The sequence below is a fragment of the Agrobacterium sp. B1(2019) genome (assembly GCF_008274755.1).
Classification (GTDB): domain Bacteria; phylum Pseudomonadota; class Alphaproteobacteria; order Rhizobiales; family Rhizobiaceae; genus Agrobacterium; species Agrobacterium salinitolerans.
Map to the genome: position 1 here is coordinate 1,221,605 of NZ_VTPB01000001.1, position 17,688 is coordinate 1,239,292.

The 17,688-nt window shown below is 59.2% G+C and carries 16 protein-coding genes; 9 read left to right on the plus strand and 7 right to left on the minus strand.

Annotated features, from left to right (window positions below):
- The first annotated feature begins 404 nt into the window (after positions 1–404).
- Positions 405–1,457 carry a LacI family transcriptional regulator gene (locus tag AGR1_RS06065; protein ID WP_121459689.1) on the plus strand — a complete coding sequence of 351 codons (1,053 nt, stop codon included), beginning with the start codon at positions 405–407 and terminating at the stop codon, positions 1,455–1,457.
- A gap of 193 nt (positions 1,458–1,650) precedes the next feature.
- Here AGR1_RS06065 and znuA read toward each other — a convergent pair whose 3' ends face one another.
- Positions 1,651–2,643 carry a zinc ABC transporter substrate-binding protein ZnuA gene (gene znuA / locus AGR1_RS06070; RefSeq protein WP_149146444.1) on the minus strand — a complete coding sequence of 331 codons (993 nt, stop codon included), beginning with the start codon at positions 2,641–2,643 and terminating at the stop codon, positions 1,651–1,653.
- 104 nt (positions 2,644–2,747) lie between these two features.
- Between znuA and znuC the strand changes: the two genes are divergently transcribed.
- Genes znuC through zur form a run of 3 tightly spaced genes read left to right on the plus strand, consistent with a single transcriptional unit; the run spans position 2,748 to position 4,889 of the window.
- Entirely contained in the window at positions 2,748–3,668 is a 921-nt protein-coding gene (gene znuC / locus AGR1_RS06075) for a zinc ABC transporter ATP-binding protein ZnuC (protein WP_149146445.1), read from the plus strand.
- Positions 3,661–4,479 (plus strand): zinc ABC transporter permease subunit ZnuB, encoded by an 819-nt coding sequence (gene znuB, locus AGR1_RS06080; protein ID WP_149146446.1) that lies wholly within the window; start codon positions 3,661–3,663, stop codon positions 4,477–4,479. The genes znuC and znuB overlap by 8 nt, the downstream gene beginning before the upstream one ends.
- Positions 4,476–4,889 carry a zinc uptake transcriptional repressor Zur gene (gene zur / locus AGR1_RS06085; RefSeq protein ID WP_080790732.1) on the plus strand — a complete coding sequence of 138 codons (414 nt, stop codon included), beginning with the start codon at positions 4,476–4,478 and terminating at the stop codon, positions 4,887–4,889. The genes znuB and zur overlap by 4 nt, the downstream gene beginning before the upstream one ends.
- A gap of 36 nt (positions 4,890–4,925) precedes the next feature.
- Here zur and AGR1_RS06090 read toward each other — a convergent pair whose 3' ends face one another.
- Together AGR1_RS06090 and AGR1_RS06095 are read right to left on the minus strand one after the other, a co-directional pair.
- Positions 4,926–5,459, minus strand: coding sequence for a gamma carbonic anhydrase family protein (locus tag AGR1_RS06090; RefSeq protein WP_149146447.1), 534 nt, complete (start codon positions 5,457–5,459; stop codon positions 4,926–4,928).
- Positions 5,460–5,492: 33 nt separating this feature from the next.
- Positions 5,493–6,182, minus strand: coding sequence for a fumarylacetoacetate hydrolase family protein (locus AGR1_RS06095; protein ID WP_149146448.1), 690 nt, complete (start codon positions 6,180–6,182; stop codon positions 5,493–5,495).
- A 138-nt stretch (positions 6,183–6,320) separates the two neighbouring features.
- Here AGR1_RS06095 and dusA point away from each other — a divergent pair, with 138 nt between their 5' ends.
- Positions 6,321–7,331, plus strand: coding sequence for a tRNA dihydrouridine(20/20a) synthase DusA (dusA, locus tag AGR1_RS06100; protein WP_149146449.1), 1,011 nt, complete (start codon positions 6,321–6,323; stop codon positions 7,329–7,331).
- A gap of 6 nt (positions 7,332–7,337) precedes the next feature.
- On the opposite strand, the gene AGR1_RS06105 is transcribed toward dusA, so the two are convergent.
- Together AGR1_RS06105 and uvrA are read right to left on the minus strand one after the other, a co-directional pair.
- Positions 7,338–8,138 (minus strand): DUF72 domain-containing protein, encoded by an 801-nt coding sequence (locus AGR1_RS06105; protein ID WP_149146450.1) that lies wholly within the window; start codon positions 8,136–8,138, stop codon positions 7,338–7,340.
- A gap of 56 nt (positions 8,139–8,194) precedes the next feature.
- Positions 8,195–11,116 (minus strand): excinuclease ABC subunit UvrA, encoded by a 2,922-nt coding sequence (uvrA, locus tag AGR1_RS06110; RefSeq protein WP_149146451.1) that lies wholly within the window; start codon positions 11,114–11,116, stop codon positions 8,195–8,197.
- A gap of 263 nt (positions 11,117–11,379) precedes the next feature.
- Here uvrA and AGR1_RS06115 point away from each other — a divergent pair, with 263 nt between their 5' ends.
- The 3 genes from AGR1_RS06115 to AGR1_RS06125 all read left to right on the plus strand — a co-directional run bounded on the left by AGR1_RS06115 (position 11,380) and on the right by AGR1_RS06125 (position 12,599).
- Entirely contained in the window at positions 11,380–11,958 is a 579-nt protein-coding gene (locus tag AGR1_RS06115; RefSeq protein ID WP_187772060.1) for a single-stranded DNA-binding protein, read from the plus strand.
- A 93-nt stretch (positions 11,959–12,051) separates the two neighbouring features.
- On the plus strand, positions 12,052–12,327 hold the full coding sequence (locus AGR1_RS06120) for a type II toxin-antitoxin system ParD family antitoxin (protein ID WP_149146453.1): 276 nt from the start codon (positions 12,052–12,054) through the stop codon (positions 12,325–12,327).
- Positions 12,328–12,362: 35 nt separating this feature from the next.
- The gene (locus AGR1_RS06125) at positions 12,363–12,599 is read left to right on the plus strand and encodes a type II toxin-antitoxin system RelE/ParE family toxin (RefSeq protein WP_236760871.1); all 237 of its coding nucleotides are present in this window, start codon (positions 12,363–12,365) and stop codon (positions 12,597–12,599) included.
- A gap of 77 nt (positions 12,600–12,676) precedes the next feature.
- On the opposite strand, the gene AGR1_RS06130 is transcribed toward AGR1_RS06125, so the two are convergent.
- The gene (locus AGR1_RS06130; protein ID WP_149146454.1) at positions 12,677–13,825 is read right to left on the minus strand and encodes an HPP family protein; all 1,149 of its coding nucleotides are present in this window, start codon (positions 13,823–13,825) and stop codon (positions 12,677–12,679) included.
- Positions 13,826–13,957: 132 nt separating this feature from the next.
- Complete coding sequence (locus tag AGR1_RS06135; protein ID WP_149146455.1) at positions 13,958–14,587, minus strand: MarC family protein; 630 nt, start codon at positions 14,585–14,587, stop codon at positions 13,958–13,960.
- Between the two features lie 217 nt (positions 14,588–14,804).
- Between AGR1_RS06135 and gyrA the strand changes: the two genes are divergently transcribed.
- Positions 14,805–17,597, plus strand: coding sequence for a DNA gyrase subunit A (gene gyrA, locus AGR1_RS06140; RefSeq protein WP_080790742.1), 2,793 nt, complete (start codon positions 14,805–14,807; stop codon positions 17,595–17,597).
- Positions 17,598–17,688 lie beyond the last annotated feature (91 nt).

A 17,688-nucleotide genomic window follows, 5' to 3' on the forward strand; every position in this document is an offset into this window, starting at 1 on the left:
CCTCACATTTATCCGGCTTTGCGATTTCCTCCCTTCGGCAACGTTACCGTAAAACAATCGTTCCGTCATTCCTTTGAGTGGGAATCAGTAATATGAAAAATGCCGGGGAAGGCCGGGTCTTGATAATGACATCGTCCAAGTTGAAAACTTACGATTTTTATCGTTTTTTATTAATTAGTTATTTTGAATTTTTAATCTATTTACTGAGGGTGTTCATCCAATGATATCCGGACTTTTGGCCCCGCAAGAAAAGGAGCGCAGTCGGGAAATATTTTCCGACTCTATATCGTTTTAGCTGAATTGGCGGATGTTCGAGCGAACTGGTTTTCGACTGCCGCGCTTTGCCTTTGCAACAGAGCAAAAGCTATCTATGATTATTGTTCGGTAAAGCGTGGCGAAATGACATGAACGATACTGGAAAATCCGGCAGGGACGACATATCCGCAACGACAGGCGAACGTCCGACCTTAAAGACAATCGCCTATATGACGGGTCTCGGCATCACCACTGTCTCGCGCGCACTGAAGGATGCGCCCGATATTGGTGCTGAAACCAAGGAGCGTGTGCGGCTGATAGCTCGCCAGATCGGCTACCAGCCAAACCGCGCCGGGGTGCGCCTTCGTACCGGCAAGACCAATGTGATTGCCCTTGTTCTGAGCGTCGATGAAGAACTGATGGGTTTCACCAGCCAGATGGTATTCGGCATCACCGAGGTTCTTTCCACGACACAATATCATCTGGTTGTGACGCCACACATCCATGCCAAGGATTCGATGGTGCCGATCCGCTATATTCTCGATACCGGTTCGGCGGATGGGGTCATTATTTCGAAAATCGAGCCCAACGATCCGCGCGTTCGTTTCATGACTGAGCGCAACATGCCCTTCGTCACCCATGGGCGGTCAGATATGGGCATCGCCCATGCTTTTCACGATTTCGATAACGAGGCCTATGCCTATGAGGCGGTCGAGCGGCTGGCGCAATGCGGGCGTAAAAGGATCGCCGTCATCGTGCCGCCATCGCGGTTTTCATTCCACGATCACGCCCGCAAGGGGTTCAACCGGGCGATCAGGGATTTCGGCCTTAGCGAATTTTCGCTGGACGCCATCACCATCGAAACGCCGCTTGAAAAAATCCGCGATTTCGGCCAGCAGTTGATGCAATCCGATGAACGTCCCGACGGCATCGTTTCGATCAGCGGCAGCAGCACTATCGCGCTGGTGGCCGGTTTCGAGGCGGCGGGTGTGAGGATCGGCGAAGATATCGATATCGTCTCGAAACAGTCCGCCGAGTTCCTGAACTGGATCAAACCGCAGATCCACACCGTCAATGAAGATATCAAGCTGGCGGGCAGGGAGCTTGCAAAGGCCCTTCTGGCGCGCATCAACGGCGCGCCGCCGGAAACCCTGCAGAGCATCAGCAGCCCTGTCTGGTCTTCGATGGCGCCGAAGCCGTAACGAGCTTCTTTGCGATTGATGGCGCGACGTCTCTACCCAGCGATTGTCGCGCCTCGTTTCCTTATGCGGTACTTTATATTTCAATCGCAAGTAATTGGTTTAAAATATGTATTATTCCGGTCATTCGCGCTTCGGCCGTTTCCGGTTCAAAGCCGGAATGACGGCGCCGGAGCGTTAGGGGCGGCGATGCGCATCAGGACAGGCAATCCTTCAGCGAGCCGGCAATGCCGCGCATCAGCTTGAAATAGAGGTCCGGGCCGGGTTCCAATGTCGCTGCCTCCGGATCGAGCGTCGCCGACTTGGCGGCGGTGCCTTCGGTGATAACCGAAATCAGCTTCGGCTCGAATTGCGGTTCCGCGAAGACGCAGGTTGCGCCGAGCTGGCGGACCTTTTCCTGCATCTGTTTGACGCGGTCAGCGCCTGGCAGGGTTTCGGGGCTGACGGTGATCGATCCCGCCGTCTTCACGCCGTAACGATGCTCGAAATATTGATAGGCATCGTGGAAGACGATGAAGGGCTTGTCCTTCACCGGCTTTACCGTTTCCTTCAGTTCAGCATCAAGCGCATCGAGATCGTCGATCAGTTTTTTGGTATTGGCCTGATAGGTCGCGGCATTGCCGGCATCGGCAGCGATCAGCGCGGTTTCTATCGTCTGCGCCATGGCCTTGGCATTGGCGGGGTCGAGCCAGAGATGGGTGTCGTATGCGCCGTGGTCATGGTCCCCGTGGCCCTCCGCATGGTCGTGTCCATGATCGTGTGCGCCTTCCTCTTCGGCGTGGCCGTCATGCGTATCATGGCCTTCGTCGCCATGGTCGTGTGCTTCAAAGGGGCCGCCTTCACGGAAGGGCAGCTTCTCCAGCCCCTTGGCGTCTTCCAGTTCAACCACGGTCGCCTTGCTGGCAAGCGCCTCCAGCGGCTTTTCCAGGAATGCTTCCAGTCCCGGGCCGACCCAGAAGACCACATCCGCCTTTTCCAGCTTGCGCGCATTGGACGGTCTGAGATTATAGGTATGCGGCGAGGCCGCGCCGTCGACAATGAGCTGCGGTTCGCCGACGCCCCGCATGATTGCGGCGACGAGGGAATGGACCGGCTTGATCGAGACCACGACATCGGGCGCTGCCGTGGCGCCGGAAGCGGCGGCTGCGATAGCCACCGATGCCATGAGCGGGACCAGGAACGATTTCATGAAATGCACTCCACTTGAAGAAGTATAGTTATGTTATTACATTTATTGCGTTACTCTATAACGTATGCAATAGCGGTAAGCAACATCGCCGAACGGATAATCCCATGCTTCATTCCGCCCATCGGGGCAACGAGATACTGGTTTCCCTTGCCAATGCCGGCGTGCAGCGCAACGGTCGCTGGCTGGTGCGCGGCGTGGAGTTTTCCGTCAGCAAAGGCGAGATCGTCACGCTGATCGGGCCGAACGGTTCCGGCAAATCCACCAGCGCGAAAATGGCGATCGGTGTGGTGAAGCCTACCGAGGGTGAGGTCTCGCGCATTGCCGGTCTGAGGGTCGGTTATGTGCCGCAGAAGCTCTCGGTTGATTGGACCATGCCGCTTTCGGTGCGCCGGCTGATGACGCTGACCGGGCCGCTGCCAGCCCGCGAAATCGACGCGGCGCTGAATGCGACTGGCATTGCGCATCTCGCCAATGCCGAGGTCCAGCACCTTTCCGGCGGCGAGTTCCAGCGCGCGCTTCTTGCCCGCGCCATCGCCCGCAAGCCCGATCTGCTGGTTCTTGACGAGCCCGTGCAGGGCGTCGATTTCTCCGGCGAGATAGCTCTCTATGATCTGATAAAAAATATCAGAAATTCAAATAATTGCGGAATTCTGTTAATCTCGCATGATCTGCATGTGGTGATGGCGGAAACCGACACCGTCATATGCCTGAACGGCCATGTCTGCTGCCGGGGCACGCCACAGGCGGTGAGCCAGAGCCCGGAATATATGCGCCTGTTCGGCGGCTCGGCAGCCAAGGCGCTTGCCGTCTATAGCCACCATCACGATCATACCCATTTGCCCGATGGCCGGGTGCAGCATGCGGATGGTTCGGTGACCGACCATTGCCACCCGGAGGATGGGCACCACTATATGCATGACCACGGTCACCATCACGACAGCCATGACGAATGCGGCTGCGGCCATGAGCATGAACATGAGGGCCATGCGCCTCCCAGCGAGCGGCAGGGAGAACGCCATGTTTGACGATTTCTTCGTTCGCGCCATGGTTGCGGGTATCGGCGTTGCGCTGACTGCCGGTCCTCTCGGCTGTTTCGTCGTCTGGCGTCGCATGGCCTATTTCGGCGATACGATGGCCCATTCGGCACTGCTCGGCGTTGCGCTGTCGCTGCTGTTACAGCTCAACCTCATCGTCAGCGTCTTTCTGGTGGCGTCGGCCGTGTCGATCCTGCTGCTCTTTTTACAACGGCGTCAGGCGCTCTCCGCCGATGCACTGCTTGGCATTTTGTCCCATTCGGCGCTGGCGATCGGTCTTGTCATCGTCGCTTTCATGAGTTGGGTGCGTATCGACCTCGTCTCGTTCCTGTTCGGCGATATTCTCGCCGTTACCCGCAGCGATATCGCCCTGATATGGGGCGGTGGGCTGGTGGTCGTCATCTCCATGGTCTTCCTGTGGCGGTCGCTGCTTGCCTCCACCGTCAATACGGAACTGGCCGAGGCCGAGGGTCTGAACCCGGAGCGTGCAAAGCTGATCTTCACGCTACTGATGGCGTTGGTGATCGCCATTGCCATGAAGGTGGTCGGCATCATGCTCATCACCTCGCTGCTCATCATACCGGCTGCCACTGCCAGGCGTTTTTCCGCCACGCCGGAGGTGATGGCCGTCGTGGCGTCGCTGATCGGTTCGATTGCCGTTGTCGGCGGACTGTTCGGCTCGCTGACCTACGATACGCCGTCCGGTCCATCCATCGTGGTTGCCGCGGTGATCCTCTTCGTTATAAGCCTGTTGCCGGCGCCGGGTTTCTCCCGCGTCGCGGATGAAGGAGGCAAGTCATGAATGTGCAGACCCAGCAAAACCTCACCAAAAACCAGTCGCTGGTCATGAATGCCCTCTCGAACGCGCATCAGCCGCTGAGCGCCTATATGATCCTCGACAAGCTGCGGGATGAGGGGTTTCGTGCGCCGCTGCAGGTTTACCGGGCGCTGGAAAAGCTGGTGGAATTTGGTCTCGTGCACCGGCTCGAGAGCCTCAACGCCTTTGTCGCCTGCACCCATACGCAGGCGGAGTGCTGCTCGCAGCACCATGGCACGGTGGCTTTCGCCATCTGCGAATCCTGCGGGCAAGTGACGGAATTCCACGATCATGAAATCGACCACCGTCTCGAGCGCTGGGTAAAGGACAGCAAGTTCAAGGCGGAAAAGACCACCATTGAAATTCGCGGCCTCTGCGCCGCCTGCTCGGCTTAATCTCACGACGGGGCGGGCGTAGGCGCCCGCCGTTTCCTATCCCTCGATGATCGCCAGATCCTTCGAAAAACGCTTCCAGTTTTCGATGTATTTTTCCGCCGAGCGGCGAAGCCCCGCGACGCTGTCATCATCCAGCGTCCGGATGGCGCGCGCCGGCGAACCGACAATCAGTGAATTGTCCGGGAATTCCTTGCCCTCCGTCACCAGCGCATTGGCGCCGACGAGGCAGTTGCGGCCGATCTTTGCGCCATTCAGGATCGTCGCCCCCATGCCGACGAGCGAATTATCGCCGATGGTGCAGCCATGCACGATGGCGTGGTGGCCGATGGTGCACATTTCGCCGATGACGGCGGGAAAACCAGGATCGCTATGCACCATCACGCTTTCCTGAATATTGGTGCCGCGCCCGATGCTGATCGGTTCATTATCGCCGCGCAGCGTCGCGCCGAACCAGATGCCGACATCTTCTCCTAGCGTCACCGAGCCGATGACGTTGGCGTCGGGCGCTACCCAGTAGCGATCCGGCGCAGGGGTCTGCGGCACCCGGTCGGCGAGGCGGTAAAGCGGCATGTCGGTATCCTCCCTTTTGTTTTTTTGACGGTTTCAGGCAACCGTCACGGCAAGCGTGCCGATACCCTCGACGCCGCATTCGATGCGGTCGCCGCGGACGATCGGGCCGACGCCGGCCGGCGTGCCGGTCATGATGACGTCACCGGCGGCAAGCGTGAATAGCTTGGAGAGCTCGGCAATCACTTCCGGCACCTTCCAGATCATCTGGGCAAGATCGCCCGTCTGCCTGCGTTCGCCATTGACGTCTAGCCAGATCGCGCCGGTGGCGGGATGGCCGATCCTGTCTGCGGGGACGATCGCCGAAATCGGCGCGGAATATTCGAAAGCCTTCGCGCCTTCCCAGGAGCGGCCCATCTTCTTCAGGCCGTCCTGCAGATCGCGGCGGGTCATGTCTATGCCGACGGCGTAACCCCAAACATGGTCCAGTGCCGAGGACACCGGGATATCGGCGCCGCCGCTTTTCAGAACCACGACACATTCGACTTCGTAATGTACATTCGATGACAGTGGCGGGTAGGGGAAGTCTTGACCGGCTGGCAGCAGATTGTCCGGGTTCTTCTGGAAATAAAAGGGCGGCTCGCGCGAGGGATCATGGCCCATCTCAATGGCGTGATCGGCATAATTGCGGCCGACGCAATAGACCCGCCGTACGGGGAACAGGTCGCCCGCGCCTTCAACGGGCAGGAGAACGGGCTTTGGAGCGGGGATGACGGTGGCAGCCATGTGGATTTCCTGTCGTCTTTTTCGAGTGTAATTCTTGTCCCGCGATTCCGGGGCGATTTCCAGTTCAAAATGACCCTGCCTGCAAAACTGGCTTTTTACGGTCCTTTGCTGTAGAAGCCGGCGCAAAGAGGTTAATCCATGTACAGACAAGCGCTTGCAAGCGGCGAAAAAATCTTCGCCGTGGCCCCCATGATCGACTGGACCGATACCCGCTGCAGATTTCTGCACCGGCAATTGTCGAAGCGCGCGCTGCTTTATACCGAAATGATCGTCGCCGACGCCATCATCCATGGTCAGCGTGACAGGCTGCTCGGTTATCATCCTCAGGAGCATCCCGTTGCGCTGCAGCTTGGCGGGTCTGATCCGGTCAAGCTTGCCGAGGCGGTGCGGATCGCCGGCGATTACGGATATGACGAGATCAACCTCAATGTCGGTTGCCCCTCGGATCGGGTGCAATCAGGCACTTTCGGTGCATGCCTGATGCGCGAGCCTGACGTTGTGGCGCAATGTGTCTCGGCAATGAAGGCTGTCGCTCGCATTCCGGTTACGGTGAAATGCCGGATCGGCGTGGACGATCAGCAGCCGGAAGCGGTTCTGCCGGATTTTCTGAAGCGGGTTGTTGCCGCAGGCGCGGACGCGGTCTGGGTTCATGCGCGAAAAGCCTGGCTGCAAGGGCTTTCGCCGAAGGAAAACCGCGAAGTGCCGCCGCTCGATTATGATCTCGTCTATCGCATGAAGCAGGAAAATCCGGATGTCTTTATCGGCATCAACGGCGGCATCGCCGATCTTGATCAGGCAAGCGTGCATCTCCAACATATGGATGGCGTGATGCTCGGCCGGGCCGCCTATCACAACACTTCCATCCTTGCCGATGTCGACCATCGCATCTATGGCGAAGAGGCTCGCCAGCCGGACTGGATGGCGCTGCGTGATGCGATGATGGCCTATGCCGCCGACTATATTGCCAAGGGCGGACGCCTCAATCACGTTACCCGCCATATGGTCGGTCTGTTTCAGGGCATGCCCGGCGCGCGCCGTTTCCGGCAAATCCTCTCCAGCGACGCCACCCGGCCGGGAGCTGGCCCGGAGGTGGTAGAGGCCGCTTTCGCGTCCATCGATTTCAGCCCGACAAAAGACATGGCGGGCTGAAAGCGCTCAGACCGCCTTTTGTAATTCCTGCGCACCATTGGGTGCATTGACCTTGCCGCCGGTAATGAAGAAAGCGAAAACATCGCGCGGGGTTTTCTCGACATTCCGATCCGGCGCGATCAGCGGCAGATCGTCCGGCACGCCGCCTCTGGCATAGGTTTTCACCCGCTCAGACCAGTGGACGATCTCTTTTTCCGGATAACAGGTCTTGATATCGTCCTCGCCCTTCTGCAGGCGGCAATAGACGAAATCGGCCGTTACATCCGGCAGCATCGGATAATCGTGATGGTCGGCGCAGACGACGGCCACCTTGTGTCTGGCGAGAAGATCGATGAATTCCGGAACCTGAAATGTCGGGTTGCGCACCTCGACGACATGGCGAAGGGTGAGGCCGTCCTGCTTTTCGGGCAGCAGCGACAGAAACGCGCCGAAATCCTCCGCGTCGAATTTTTTCGTCGGCGCGAATTGCCAGAGGATCGGGCCGAGGTGAGACCCAAGTTCCGTCAGTCCCTGCGTCAGGAACTTCGTCATCGATTCACCGGCCTCGGCCAGAACCCTGCGGTTGGTGACGAAGCGGCTTGCCTTCAGCGAGAAGACGAAATCCTCCGGCACTTCGGAGGCCCATTTGGCGAAGGTCTCCGGCTTCTGGCTGCTGTAATAGGTGCCGTTCACCTCAATGGCCGTGAGCTGCCGGCTGGCGTGCTCCAGCTGGCGCTTCTTCGGCAATTTTTCGGGATAAAACGTGCCTTCCCAGGGCTCGAAGGTCCAGCCGCCGATACCGGTGCGGATCGTGCCTGATGTCGACATGTGTTATTCCTCCTCCGGCCTTCGGCCTTTCGTACTCTTGCGACGAAAGCTGCGGATTACTCCGCAGCCTCCCGTTTTCCGGCCGGACGGCGCTCCAGAAGTTCCTTCAGGAAGTGGCCGGTATAGGAGCGCTCGACCTTGACCATGTCTTCCGGTGTGCCGGTCGCCACCACTTCGCCGCCGCCCGTGCCGCCTTCAGGCCCGATATCGATGATCCAGTCGGCCGTCTTGATGACTTCGAGATTGTGCTCGATCACCACGACGGAATTGCCCTGTTCCACCAGAGCATGCAGCATTTCCAGGAGCTTGTTGACGTCGTGGAAGTGCAGGCCGGTTGTCGGCTCGTCGAGAATATAGAGCGTGCGGCCCGTCGAGCGCTTTGACAGTTCCTTGGCGAGCTTGACGCGCTGCGCCTCGCCGCCGGAGAGCGTATTGGCCTGCTGGCCGACCTTGATGTAACCGAGACCGACATCGAAGAGCGATTGCAGCTTGTCGCGTACGGCCGGGACGGCCGCGAAGAATTCCACGCCTTCCTCCACCGTCATATCCAGCACATCGGCAATGGATTTGCCCTTGAAGGTCACATCGAGCGTCTCGCGATTATAGCGCTTGCCGTGGCAGACATCGCAGGTGACATAGACGTCAGGCAGGAAGTGCATCTCGATCTTGATGACACCGTCGCCCTGGCAGGCCTCACAGCGGCCACCCTTGACGTTGAAGGAGAAACGGCCCGGCGCATAACCGCGCGCCTTGGCTTCCGGCAGGCCGGCGAACCAGTCACGGATCGGCGTAAAGGCACCGGTATAGGTGGCCGGGTTGGAACGCGGTGTGCGGCCAATCGGCGACTGGTCGATATCGATCACCTTGTCGATGAATTCGAAACCATCGATGCGATCGTGCTCGGCCGGGATTTCGCGCGCGCCCATCACCCGGCGGGCCGCCGATTTATAAAGCGTCTCGATCAGGAAGGTGGATTTGCCGCCGCCCGAAACGCCGGTTACGGCGGTGAAGACGCCAAGCGGCACAGCTGCGGTGACATTTTTCAGATTGTTGCCGCGTGCGCCAAAAACCTTGATCTCGCGGCCCTTCTTGGGCTTGCGGCGCTCCACCGGCACGGCGACGCCGAGTTCGCCCGAGAGATATTTGCCGGTCAGCGATTTCGGATTGGCCATCACCTCCTGCGGTGATCCTTCGGCGATCACCTGACCGCCATGAATGCCGGCGGCCGGGCCAATATCGACCACATAATCCGCCGTCAGAATGGCGTCTTCGTCATGTTCGACCACGATGACGGTATTGCCGATATCGCGCAGGTGTTTCAGCGTATCGAGCAGGCGGGCGTTGTCGCGCTGGTGCAGGCCGATTGACGGCTCGTCGAGAACATAGAGAACGCCTGTCAGGCCCGAGCCGATCTGCGAGGCCAGACGGATACGCTGGCTTTCACCGCCGGAAAGCGTGCCGGAATTGCGCGACAGGCTGAGATAATCCAGTCCGACATCATTGAGGAAGCGCAGGCGCTCGCGGATTTCCTTGAGGATGCGGACTGCGATTTCGTTCTGCTTGGCGTTGAGATTTTCCGGCAGCACTTCAAACCAGTCGCGCGCCGTGCGGATCGACATTTCGGTGACTTCACCGATGTGAAGCTTGTTGATCTTGACGGCGAGCGCTTCCGGCTTCAGGCGATAACCGGCGCAGGCCGGGCAGGGGGCTGCCGACATGTAACGTTCGATTTCCTCGCGCGCCCAGGCGCTGTCAGTCTCTTTCCAGCGACGCTCCAGATTGGGCACGATGCCTTCGAAGTTCTTCACCGTCTTGTAGGAGCGGGCGCCGTCCTGATAGTTGAACTCGATCTTGTCATCGGTGCCCTGCAGGATGGCGTGCTGCGCTTCCTTCGAAAGCTCCGACCATTTGCTCGACAGCTTGAAACCGAAGGCTTTGCCGAGCGCTTCCAGCGTCTGGTTGTAATAGGGCGAGGAGGATTTGGCCCAGGGCGCAATCGCGCCGTCGCGCAGCGTGCGGGCCGGCTCCGGCACGATGAGGTTTTCATCGACCTTCTGCTGCGAGCCGAGACCGTCGCAGCTGGGGCAGGCGCCGAAGGGGTTGTTGAAGGAGAACAGCCGGGGTTCGATTTCCGGAATGGTGAAGCCGGAAACGGGGCAGGCGAATTTTTCCGAAAACAGCACGCGCTCATGGGTCTCGTTGAGAGACTTGTTAGCCGAACCACCGGCGGCTGTCTCTTCGGGCGGCAGAGGCTTGTCGGCAAATTCGGCAATTGCCAGCCCGTCGGCGAGCTTGAGGCAGGTCTCGAGACTGTCGGCAAGACGTGCTGCCATATCCGGGCGCACGACGGCGCGGTCGACCACCACGTCGATATCGTGCTTGTATTTCTTGTCGAGGGCCGGCACGTCGGCGATTTCGTAGAACTGGCCATCCACCTTGACGCGCTGGAAGCCCTTCTTCATCAGATCGGCGAGTTCCTTTTTATATTCGCCTTTGCGGCCGCGCACGATCGGCGCGAGAATATAAAGACGCGTGCCTTCCTCGAAAGCGAGGATCCGGTCGACCATCTGGCTGACCGTCTGGCTTTCGATCGGCAAGCCGGTTGCCGGCGAATAGGGCACGCCGACACGGGCGAACAGCAGGCGCATATAGTCATAGATCTCGGTGACCGTGCCGACCGTGGAGCGCGGGTTGCGCGAGGTGGTCTTCTGCTCGATGGAAATAGCCGGCGACAGGCCGTCGATCTGGTCGACATCCGGTTTCTGCATCATCTCCAGGAACTGGCGCGCATAGGCCGAAAGGCTTTCGACATAACGGCGCTGGCCCTCGGCATAGATCGTGTCGAAGGCAAGCGACGACTTGCCCGAACCGGAAAGGCCGGTCATGACGATCAGCTTGTTGCGCGGCAAATCCAGATCGATGCCCTTGAGGTTATGCTCGCGGGCGCCACGGATGGAAATCGTCTTCAGTTCACTCATGACAAGGCTCGGACAAAAATAACACACTTGATGGCAGCGCGTCCTTATGTAGTGACGCAGCCGGAGGTGTCGAGGTCTATTTCTTATCGGTCGCAGCTTTTCGGAATGCTTGACTCGAAATCTGCGATTCAATAGAACAAAAAAGGAACGAATTGCAAGCGCGAATGTCGCTCCCGCAGCTTAAGATTATTCTTTGTGGATAGTTCCATGCTTGCGGTGCCCTTTGCGGGCCGCGGCAGCTATTGTGTGGCGAATTTTTTGAAATGCAATTGCCGGTCATGATGGCCGGCGGACAGGATGACGAGATGGCTGGTAGCGTAAACAAGGTAATTCTGATCGGGAATGTGGGCGCCGATCCCGAAATCCGCCGGACGCAGGATGGCCGCCCCATCGCCAATCTGCGCATTGCAACTTCGGAGACCTGGCGAGACCGTAACAGCGGCGAGCGCAAGGAAAAGACCGAATGGCACACCGTCGTGGTCTTTAACGAAGGCCTGTGCAAGGTCGTCGAGCAATATGTCAAGAAGGGCGCCAAGCTCTATATTGAAGGCCAGCTGCAGACGCGCAAATGGCAGGACCAGACCGGCAACGACCGCTACTCCACCGAAATCGTGCTGCAGGGCTTCAACTCCACGCTGACCATGCTGGATGGTCGCGGTGAGGGCGGCGGCCGTAGCGGCGGTGGCGACTTCGGCGGCGGCAACGATTATGGCAGCGGTGGCGGTTCCGGCTATGGCGGCGGTTACGACCAGCAGTCCTCGTCGCGCGGCGGCTCTTCCCGTAGCGGCGGCCAGCCTTCCGGCGGCTTCTCCAACGACATGGATGACGATATTCCGTTCTGACGCTGATATCGAGGAAACTATCACAAGTCAGAATTTTTGTGATTTTTTCCTATGCTCTGGTATCCTGGGAGGACTGACGGGAGATTCACACACATGGCGACCATGACCGTGTCCTTACCAGATCCCATGAAAGAATGGATTGAGACGCAGGTTCTGACAGGCGAATATGCCAGTGTCAGCGACTATGTGCGGGATCTGGTGCGTCGTGACAGGGCACGGCGGGGGCAGGAGTTCAGCGTTGATGAGCTTCGCCAGATCGTTGCGGATTCCCGCGCGAGCGGCATCGGGTCCCGCAGCATGGATGATCTGTTTGCGGAAGCCGAACGGATAGCAGCGGCACATGGAGTTGTGCGTGTAGCTATCGGCTGACTAAACAGGCCGAAAGCGAAATTCTCGATATCTTTATCTATGGCGTTGAACAGTTTGGATTGAGACAGGCACATTTTTACAGGAATGAATTGGAAGGCTGTTTCCAGTTGCTTGGTGATAATCCGCGCATGGGACGTCTTTCCCCGACGATTGGGGAAGGTGTGCGCCGACACGAGCATGGTAGCCATATCGTCCTTTATGAAATTGACGGTTCAGGCGTCCTCATTCTCACGGTGGTGCATGGTCGAAGCATCCGCCGCCTAAAGTTTTGACGCTTTCGGGCAGCGGTGGACGTCCTTGGAATTGTTCAGCGTGTGTTCTTCCCGTTCATTGGCCTGAGTGCTGCCGTTTATGCCGCGACCTTGTCCGCCAGCATCGCGACCATGACATCTGATTGCGACACAATGCCCACCATCTTGCCCCTGCCATCGATCACCGGCAGGTAGTGCAACCCTTCTTCAGCAAAGCGAATGATGGCCTCCTCGATTGCCGTTTCCGGCCGCACGGTTCTGACCGGCGATGTCATGATGTCCTTGACGGTATCGTTGGGGGCGCTTGCGCCAGAGAGGATGAGGCGCAGCCGCTGCAGGAAACCGATGGAGGGACGGCCGTTTCTCCAGCTCGCCTTTTCCAGAAAATCCGTCTGGGTGACGATGCCGACGATCTCCGCCTTATCGTTGGTGACCGGCAATGCCTTGAAATGACGGCTATGCATCAACGCATGGGCATGGCGCAGACTGTCATCAGGCGCAACCCCGACCACATCGCGCGACATGACGCTGGCGCAATCGAGATGCAGCGCACGACGACGCCAGGAGCGCAGTTCGGTCCTGCGTAGAATGGTTTCGAGCTCGTCCCTATCGATATCCAGGACCTGGTCATATTCCTTCAGCACCTCGTCGAGGTCGTTGGACGAAAAACCGATTTTCTGGATGGGGGTCGGATCCGTAGTGCCGTGCGCGGTCTTGCCAAGCTTCAGGCCGTGCGGGTAGGCGCGGCCGATGGCGTTGTTATAGGCGAGGGCCAAAGCAAGAAGGATCAGCGAGTTTCCAGCGACCGGCCAGAGCAGGAAGCCATAGCCGAGGCTATGGATGGCAGGGCCGCCCAGGACGGCGGTGAGCGCCACCGCACCGCTTGGCGGGTGCAGGCAGCGCAAGACCATCATCGCGGCGATGGCGAAGCCGACGGCTAGTGCACTGGCAAGGAATGGATCCGGAACCAGCAGCGCCACGGTGACGCCGACGAAAGCCGAGACCAGATTGCCGCACAGGATAGACCAGGGCTGCGCCAGCGGGCTGGACGGCACGGCGAACAGAAGCACGGCCGAAGCGCCCATCGGCGCGATCATGGCGGGCAGGTTGGGATCGAAACGCAGAGCGAGACTTCCAACAAGGCCGGTCAGCAGAATGCCGACAAAGGCGCCGGTCGCGGAGCGCAGCCTTTCCCTGTTGCTGACCGGTGCGGCATCCGGGATGAGGCGACGCAGCGTGGAACGCATGGAGATAACTTTCGAATCCGAAAAAACATGCGTCTTTTAGACGAAGCGGCGGCCGGTTTTAAAGGGAGGATTTTCCGGCGTTTTGGCGGTTGGCGGCAATTTATTGCGCTGGTGTCGTGAAGGGGCGGTTTTTCAGAAATCAAAGGCCGATTTTATGCCGTCGACCACGAATTGCACCGATAGTGCCGCCAGCAGCACGCCGAGCAGCCGGGTGAGGATCGCACGGCCGGTATTTCCTAGAAAGCGGTCCATGCGTTCCGAGACGATCAGGGCTGCATAAACGAGGGCCATGGCGAAAGCGAGGATCAGGATGAGCACCACCATCTCGACCGTGGTCTTCATCGATCCGGCTAGCAGCACGGTGGCTGAAATGGCGCCCGGCCCGGCGATCAGAGGCAGCGCCAGCGGAAAGACCGCCAGATTATGAAGCTGGTCCCTGGTGATGGCGATTTCGGAAGTCTTTTCCTTGCGCTCCTGGCGTTTTTCGAAAATCATCTCGAAGGAAATCCAGAACAGCAGAAGGCCGCCGGCGATGCGAAAGGCGCCGAGCGAGATGCCGAGAAGATTGAGGATCGCGAGGCCGAAAAGCGCGAAGACGGCGAGAATGCCGAAGGCGATGATGGTGCCGCGCAGCGCCACCTGGCTGCGCTGGTCGCGCGTCATGCCGACGGTGAGCGCCAGGAAAACGGGGGCGAGACCAGGTGGATCGAGTGTGACCAGAAGTGTGGTGAGCGCATTGATGAGCGTTTCGCTGCTGGCCATTCTTTCCCCGCTTATTGCCTTTTTGCGTATGAGCCTACGCAAGTCGTGGCTGCTTTGAAAGGGAACGGACCCACTTTTGTCGGGCTAAATCGTGAAAAGCGGCGTTCGTCTTGCAAATGACGCAAAAGCCTGTTCAAAACTCGCCGGGAAATTGGCTTAACGTTGCTGTTTCCGCTATAAAAATCCATCCGATTCTTAACAGAGAATGTGATCCGTTTTGACTGACCAGAGCCCCCCCGGCGGCGGAAAACTTCCGCCAGGCATTGAACCGATTTCCATCATGGAGGAAATGCAGCGGTCGTATCTCGATTACGCCATGAGCGTTATCGTGTCCCGCGCGCTTCCCGATGTGCGAGACGGCCTGAAGCCGGTCCATCGTCGTATCCTCTACGGCATGTCCGAACTCGGCATCGACTGGAACAAAAAATACGTCAAATGCGCCCGGGTTACCGGGGACGTGATGGGTAAATTCCATCCGCACGGCAATTCGGCGATCTATGATGCGCTGGCGCGTATGGCGCAGGACTGGTCGCTGCGCCTGCCGTTGATCGACGGGCAGGGCAATTTCGGCTCCATCGACGGCGATCCGCCGGCGGCAGAACGTTATACCGAATGCCGTCTCGATAAGGCCGCGCATTCGCTGCTCGACGATCTCGACAAGGAAACGGTCGATTTCCGGGATAACTATGACGGCACGCTGCAGGAGCCGGTGGTCATTCCGGCCAAGTTCCCGAATCTGCTGGTCAACGGGGCAGGCGGCATTGCGGTCGGCATGGCCACCAATATTCCGCCGCACAATCTTTCTGAGGTCATCGACGGGTGTATCGCTCTCATCGAAAATCCGGCGATCGAGCTGCCGGAACTGATGCAGATCATTCCCGGCCCGGATTTCCCGACCGGCGCGCTGATCATGGGCCGGTCCGGCATCCGCTCGGCTTACGAGACGGGTCGCGGATCGGTCATCATGCGCGGCCGCGCCACCATCGAACCGATGCGCGGCGACCGCGAGCAGATCATCATCACCGAGGTTCCCTATCAGGTGAACAAGGCGTCGATGATCGAAAAGATGGCCGAACTGGTCAAGGAAAAGCGCATCGAGGGCATTTCCGACCTGCGCGACGAGTCTGACCGCCAGGGCTACCGCGTGGTCGTCGAGCTGAAGCGCGATGCCAATGCCGATGTCATCCTGAACCAGCTTTACCGTTACACACCGCTGCAGACCTCCTTCGGCTGCAACATGGTGGCGCTGAACGGCGGCAAGCCGGAGCAGATGACACTGCTCGACATGCTGCGCGCTTTCGTTTCGTTCCGCGAGGATGTCGTCAGCCGCCGCACGAAATATCTGCTGCGCAAGGCGCGCGAACGCGCGCATGTGTTGGTCGGTCTGGCGATTGCGGTCGCCAATATCGACGAGGTCATTCGTGTCATTCGGCATGCGCCCGATCCCGCTTCGGCCCGCGAAGAGCTGATGACGCGGCGCTGGCCGGCGCAGGATGTGGAAAGCCTGATCCGCCTGATCGACGATCCGCGCCACCGCATAAATGAAGACGGCACCTACAACCTTTCGGAAGAGCAGGCGCGCGCCATTCTCGAACTACGCCTTGCCCGCCTCACGGCGCTCGGGCGCGATGAAATCGGCGACGAACTAAACAAGATCGGCGCTGAAATATCCGAATATCTGGAAATCCTGTCGTCGCGCCTGCGTATCCAGCAGATCGTCAAGGACGAGCTTGTCGCCGTTCGTGACGAGTTCGGCACGCCGCGCCGTTCCGAGATTGTCGAAGGCGGCCCAGATATGGACGATGAAGACCTCATCGCCCGCGAGGACATGGTCGTCACCGTTTCGCATCTCGGTTACATCAAGCGTGTGCCGCTGACCACCTATCGTGCACAGCGTCGCGGCGGCAAGGGCCGTTCCGGCATGGCCACGCGCGACGAAGATTTCGTCAACCGTCTCTTCGTCGCCAATACCCATACGCCGGTGCTGTTCTTCTCCTCGCGTGGCATCGTCTACAAGGAAAAGGTCTGGCGTCTGCCGATCGGCACGCCGCAGTCGAAGGGCAAGGCCCTCATCAACATGCTGCCGCTGGAGCCCGGCGAGCGCATCACCACCATCATGCCCTTGCCCGAGGACGAAACGACCTGGGAAACGCTGGATGTGATGTTCTCGACGACGCGTGGCACGGTTCGCCGCAACAAGCTCGGCGATTTCGTACAGGTTAATCGTAACGGCAAGATCGCCATGAAGCTGGACGAGGAGGGCGATGAAATCCTCTCCGTCGAAACCTGTACGGACCGCGACGACGTGTTGCTGACGACCGCGCTCGGTCAGTGCATCCGCTTCCCCGTTGACGATGTGCGCGTCTTTGCCGGCCGCAACTCCGTCGGCGTGCGTGGCATCAACATGGCCGAGGGCGACCGCATCATCTCCATGACCATTGTGGGCCATGTGGAAGCTGAACCGTGGGAGCGTGCGGCCTATCTGAAGCGTTCGGCTACCGAGCGGCGTGCCGCAGGCGTTGATGAGGACGATATTGCGCTCGTCGGCGAGGAGGTGACGGAAGAGGGTGAACTCAGCGAAGAGCGTTATCAGGAACTGAAGGCGCGCGAAGAATTCGTGCTGACGGTTTCCGTGAAGGGCTTCGGCAAGCGTTCCTCTTCTTACGACTTCCGCACCTCGGGTCGCGGCGGCAAGGGCATCCGCGCCACCGATACCGCAAAGACCAACGAGATCGGCGAACTCGTCGCAGCCTTCCCCGTGGAAGAAGGCGACCAGATCATGCTGGTTTCCGATGGCGGTCAGCTCATCCGCGTGCCGGTCAACGGTATCCGCATCGCCAGCCGCGCCACCAAGGGTGTGACGATTTTCTCGACCGCCAAGGATGAGAAGGTGGTTTCCGTGGAGCGCATCAACGAGCCGGAAGGCGACGACGAAGCGGAAAATGGCAATGGCGAAGACGCCGCCGACGATCTGCCGAATACGCCGGAGGCGCCGGAAAGCGAGGCGTAAGCCGCCTCGTTATCTTCGGTTACCAATCAAGAGAAACCCCGCGTCGCTCAGGCTCCGCGGGGTTTTTTCTTTGTGTCTTGTCGACTTCGTT

What these genes read in the sequence shown, in the direction of transcription:
- AGR1_RS06115 (WP_187772060.1), top strand. Translation starts at nt 11,380, where the DNA reads ATGCAATTGCCGGTCATGATGGCCGGCGGACAGGATGACGAGATGGCT.
- znuC (WP_149146445.1), top strand. Translation starts at nt 2,748, where the DNA reads ATGCTTCATTCCGCCCATCGGGGCAACGAGATACTGGTTTCCCTTGCC.
- AGR1_RS06135 (WP_149146455.1), bottom strand. Translation starts at nt 14,587, where the DNA reads ATGGCCAGCAGCGAAACGCTCATCAATGCGCTCACCACACTTCTGGTC.
- AGR1_RS06130 (WP_149146454.1), bottom strand. Translation starts at nt 13,825, where the DNA reads ATGCGTTCCACGCTGCGTCGCCTCATCCCGGATGCCGCACCGGTCAGC.
- dusA (WP_149146449.1), top strand. Translation starts at nt 6,321, where the DNA reads ATGTACAGACAAGCGCTTGCAAGCGGCGAAAAAATCTTCGCCGTGGCC.
- AGR1_RS06065 (WP_121459689.1), top strand. Translation starts at nt 405, where the DNA reads ATGAACGATACTGGAAAATCCGGCAGGGACGACATATCCGCAACGACA.
- zur (WP_080790732.1), top strand. Translation starts at nt 4,476, where the DNA reads ATGAATGTGCAGACCCAGCAAAACCTCACCAAAAACCAGTCGCTGGTC.
- AGR1_RS06095 (WP_149146448.1), bottom strand. Translation starts at nt 6,182, where the DNA reads ATGGCTGCCACCGTCATCCCCGCTCCAAAGCCCGTTCTCCTGCCCGTT.
- znuA (WP_149146444.1), bottom strand. Translation starts at nt 2,643, where the DNA reads ATGAAATCGTTCCTGGTCCCGCTCATGGCATCGGTGGCTATCGCAGCC.
- AGR1_RS06105 (WP_149146450.1), bottom strand. Translation starts at nt 8,138, where the DNA reads ATGTCGACATCAGGCACGATCCGCACCGGTATCGGCGGCTGGACCTTC.
- uvrA (WP_149146451.1), bottom strand. Translation starts at nt 11,116, where the DNA reads ATGAGTGAACTGAAGACGATTTCCATCCGTGGCGCCCGCGAGCATAAC.
- AGR1_RS06090 (WP_149146447.1), bottom strand. Translation starts at nt 5,459, where the DNA reads ATGCCGCTTTACCGCCTCGCCGACCGGGTGCCGCAGACCCCTGCGCCG.
- znuB (WP_149146446.1), top strand. Translation starts at nt 3,661, where the DNA reads ATGTTTGACGATTTCTTCGTTCGCGCCATGGTTGCGGGTATCGGCGTT.
- AGR1_RS06120 (WP_149146453.1), top strand. Translation starts at nt 12,052, where the DNA reads ATGGCGACCATGACCGTGTCCTTACCAGATCCCATGAAAGAATGGATT.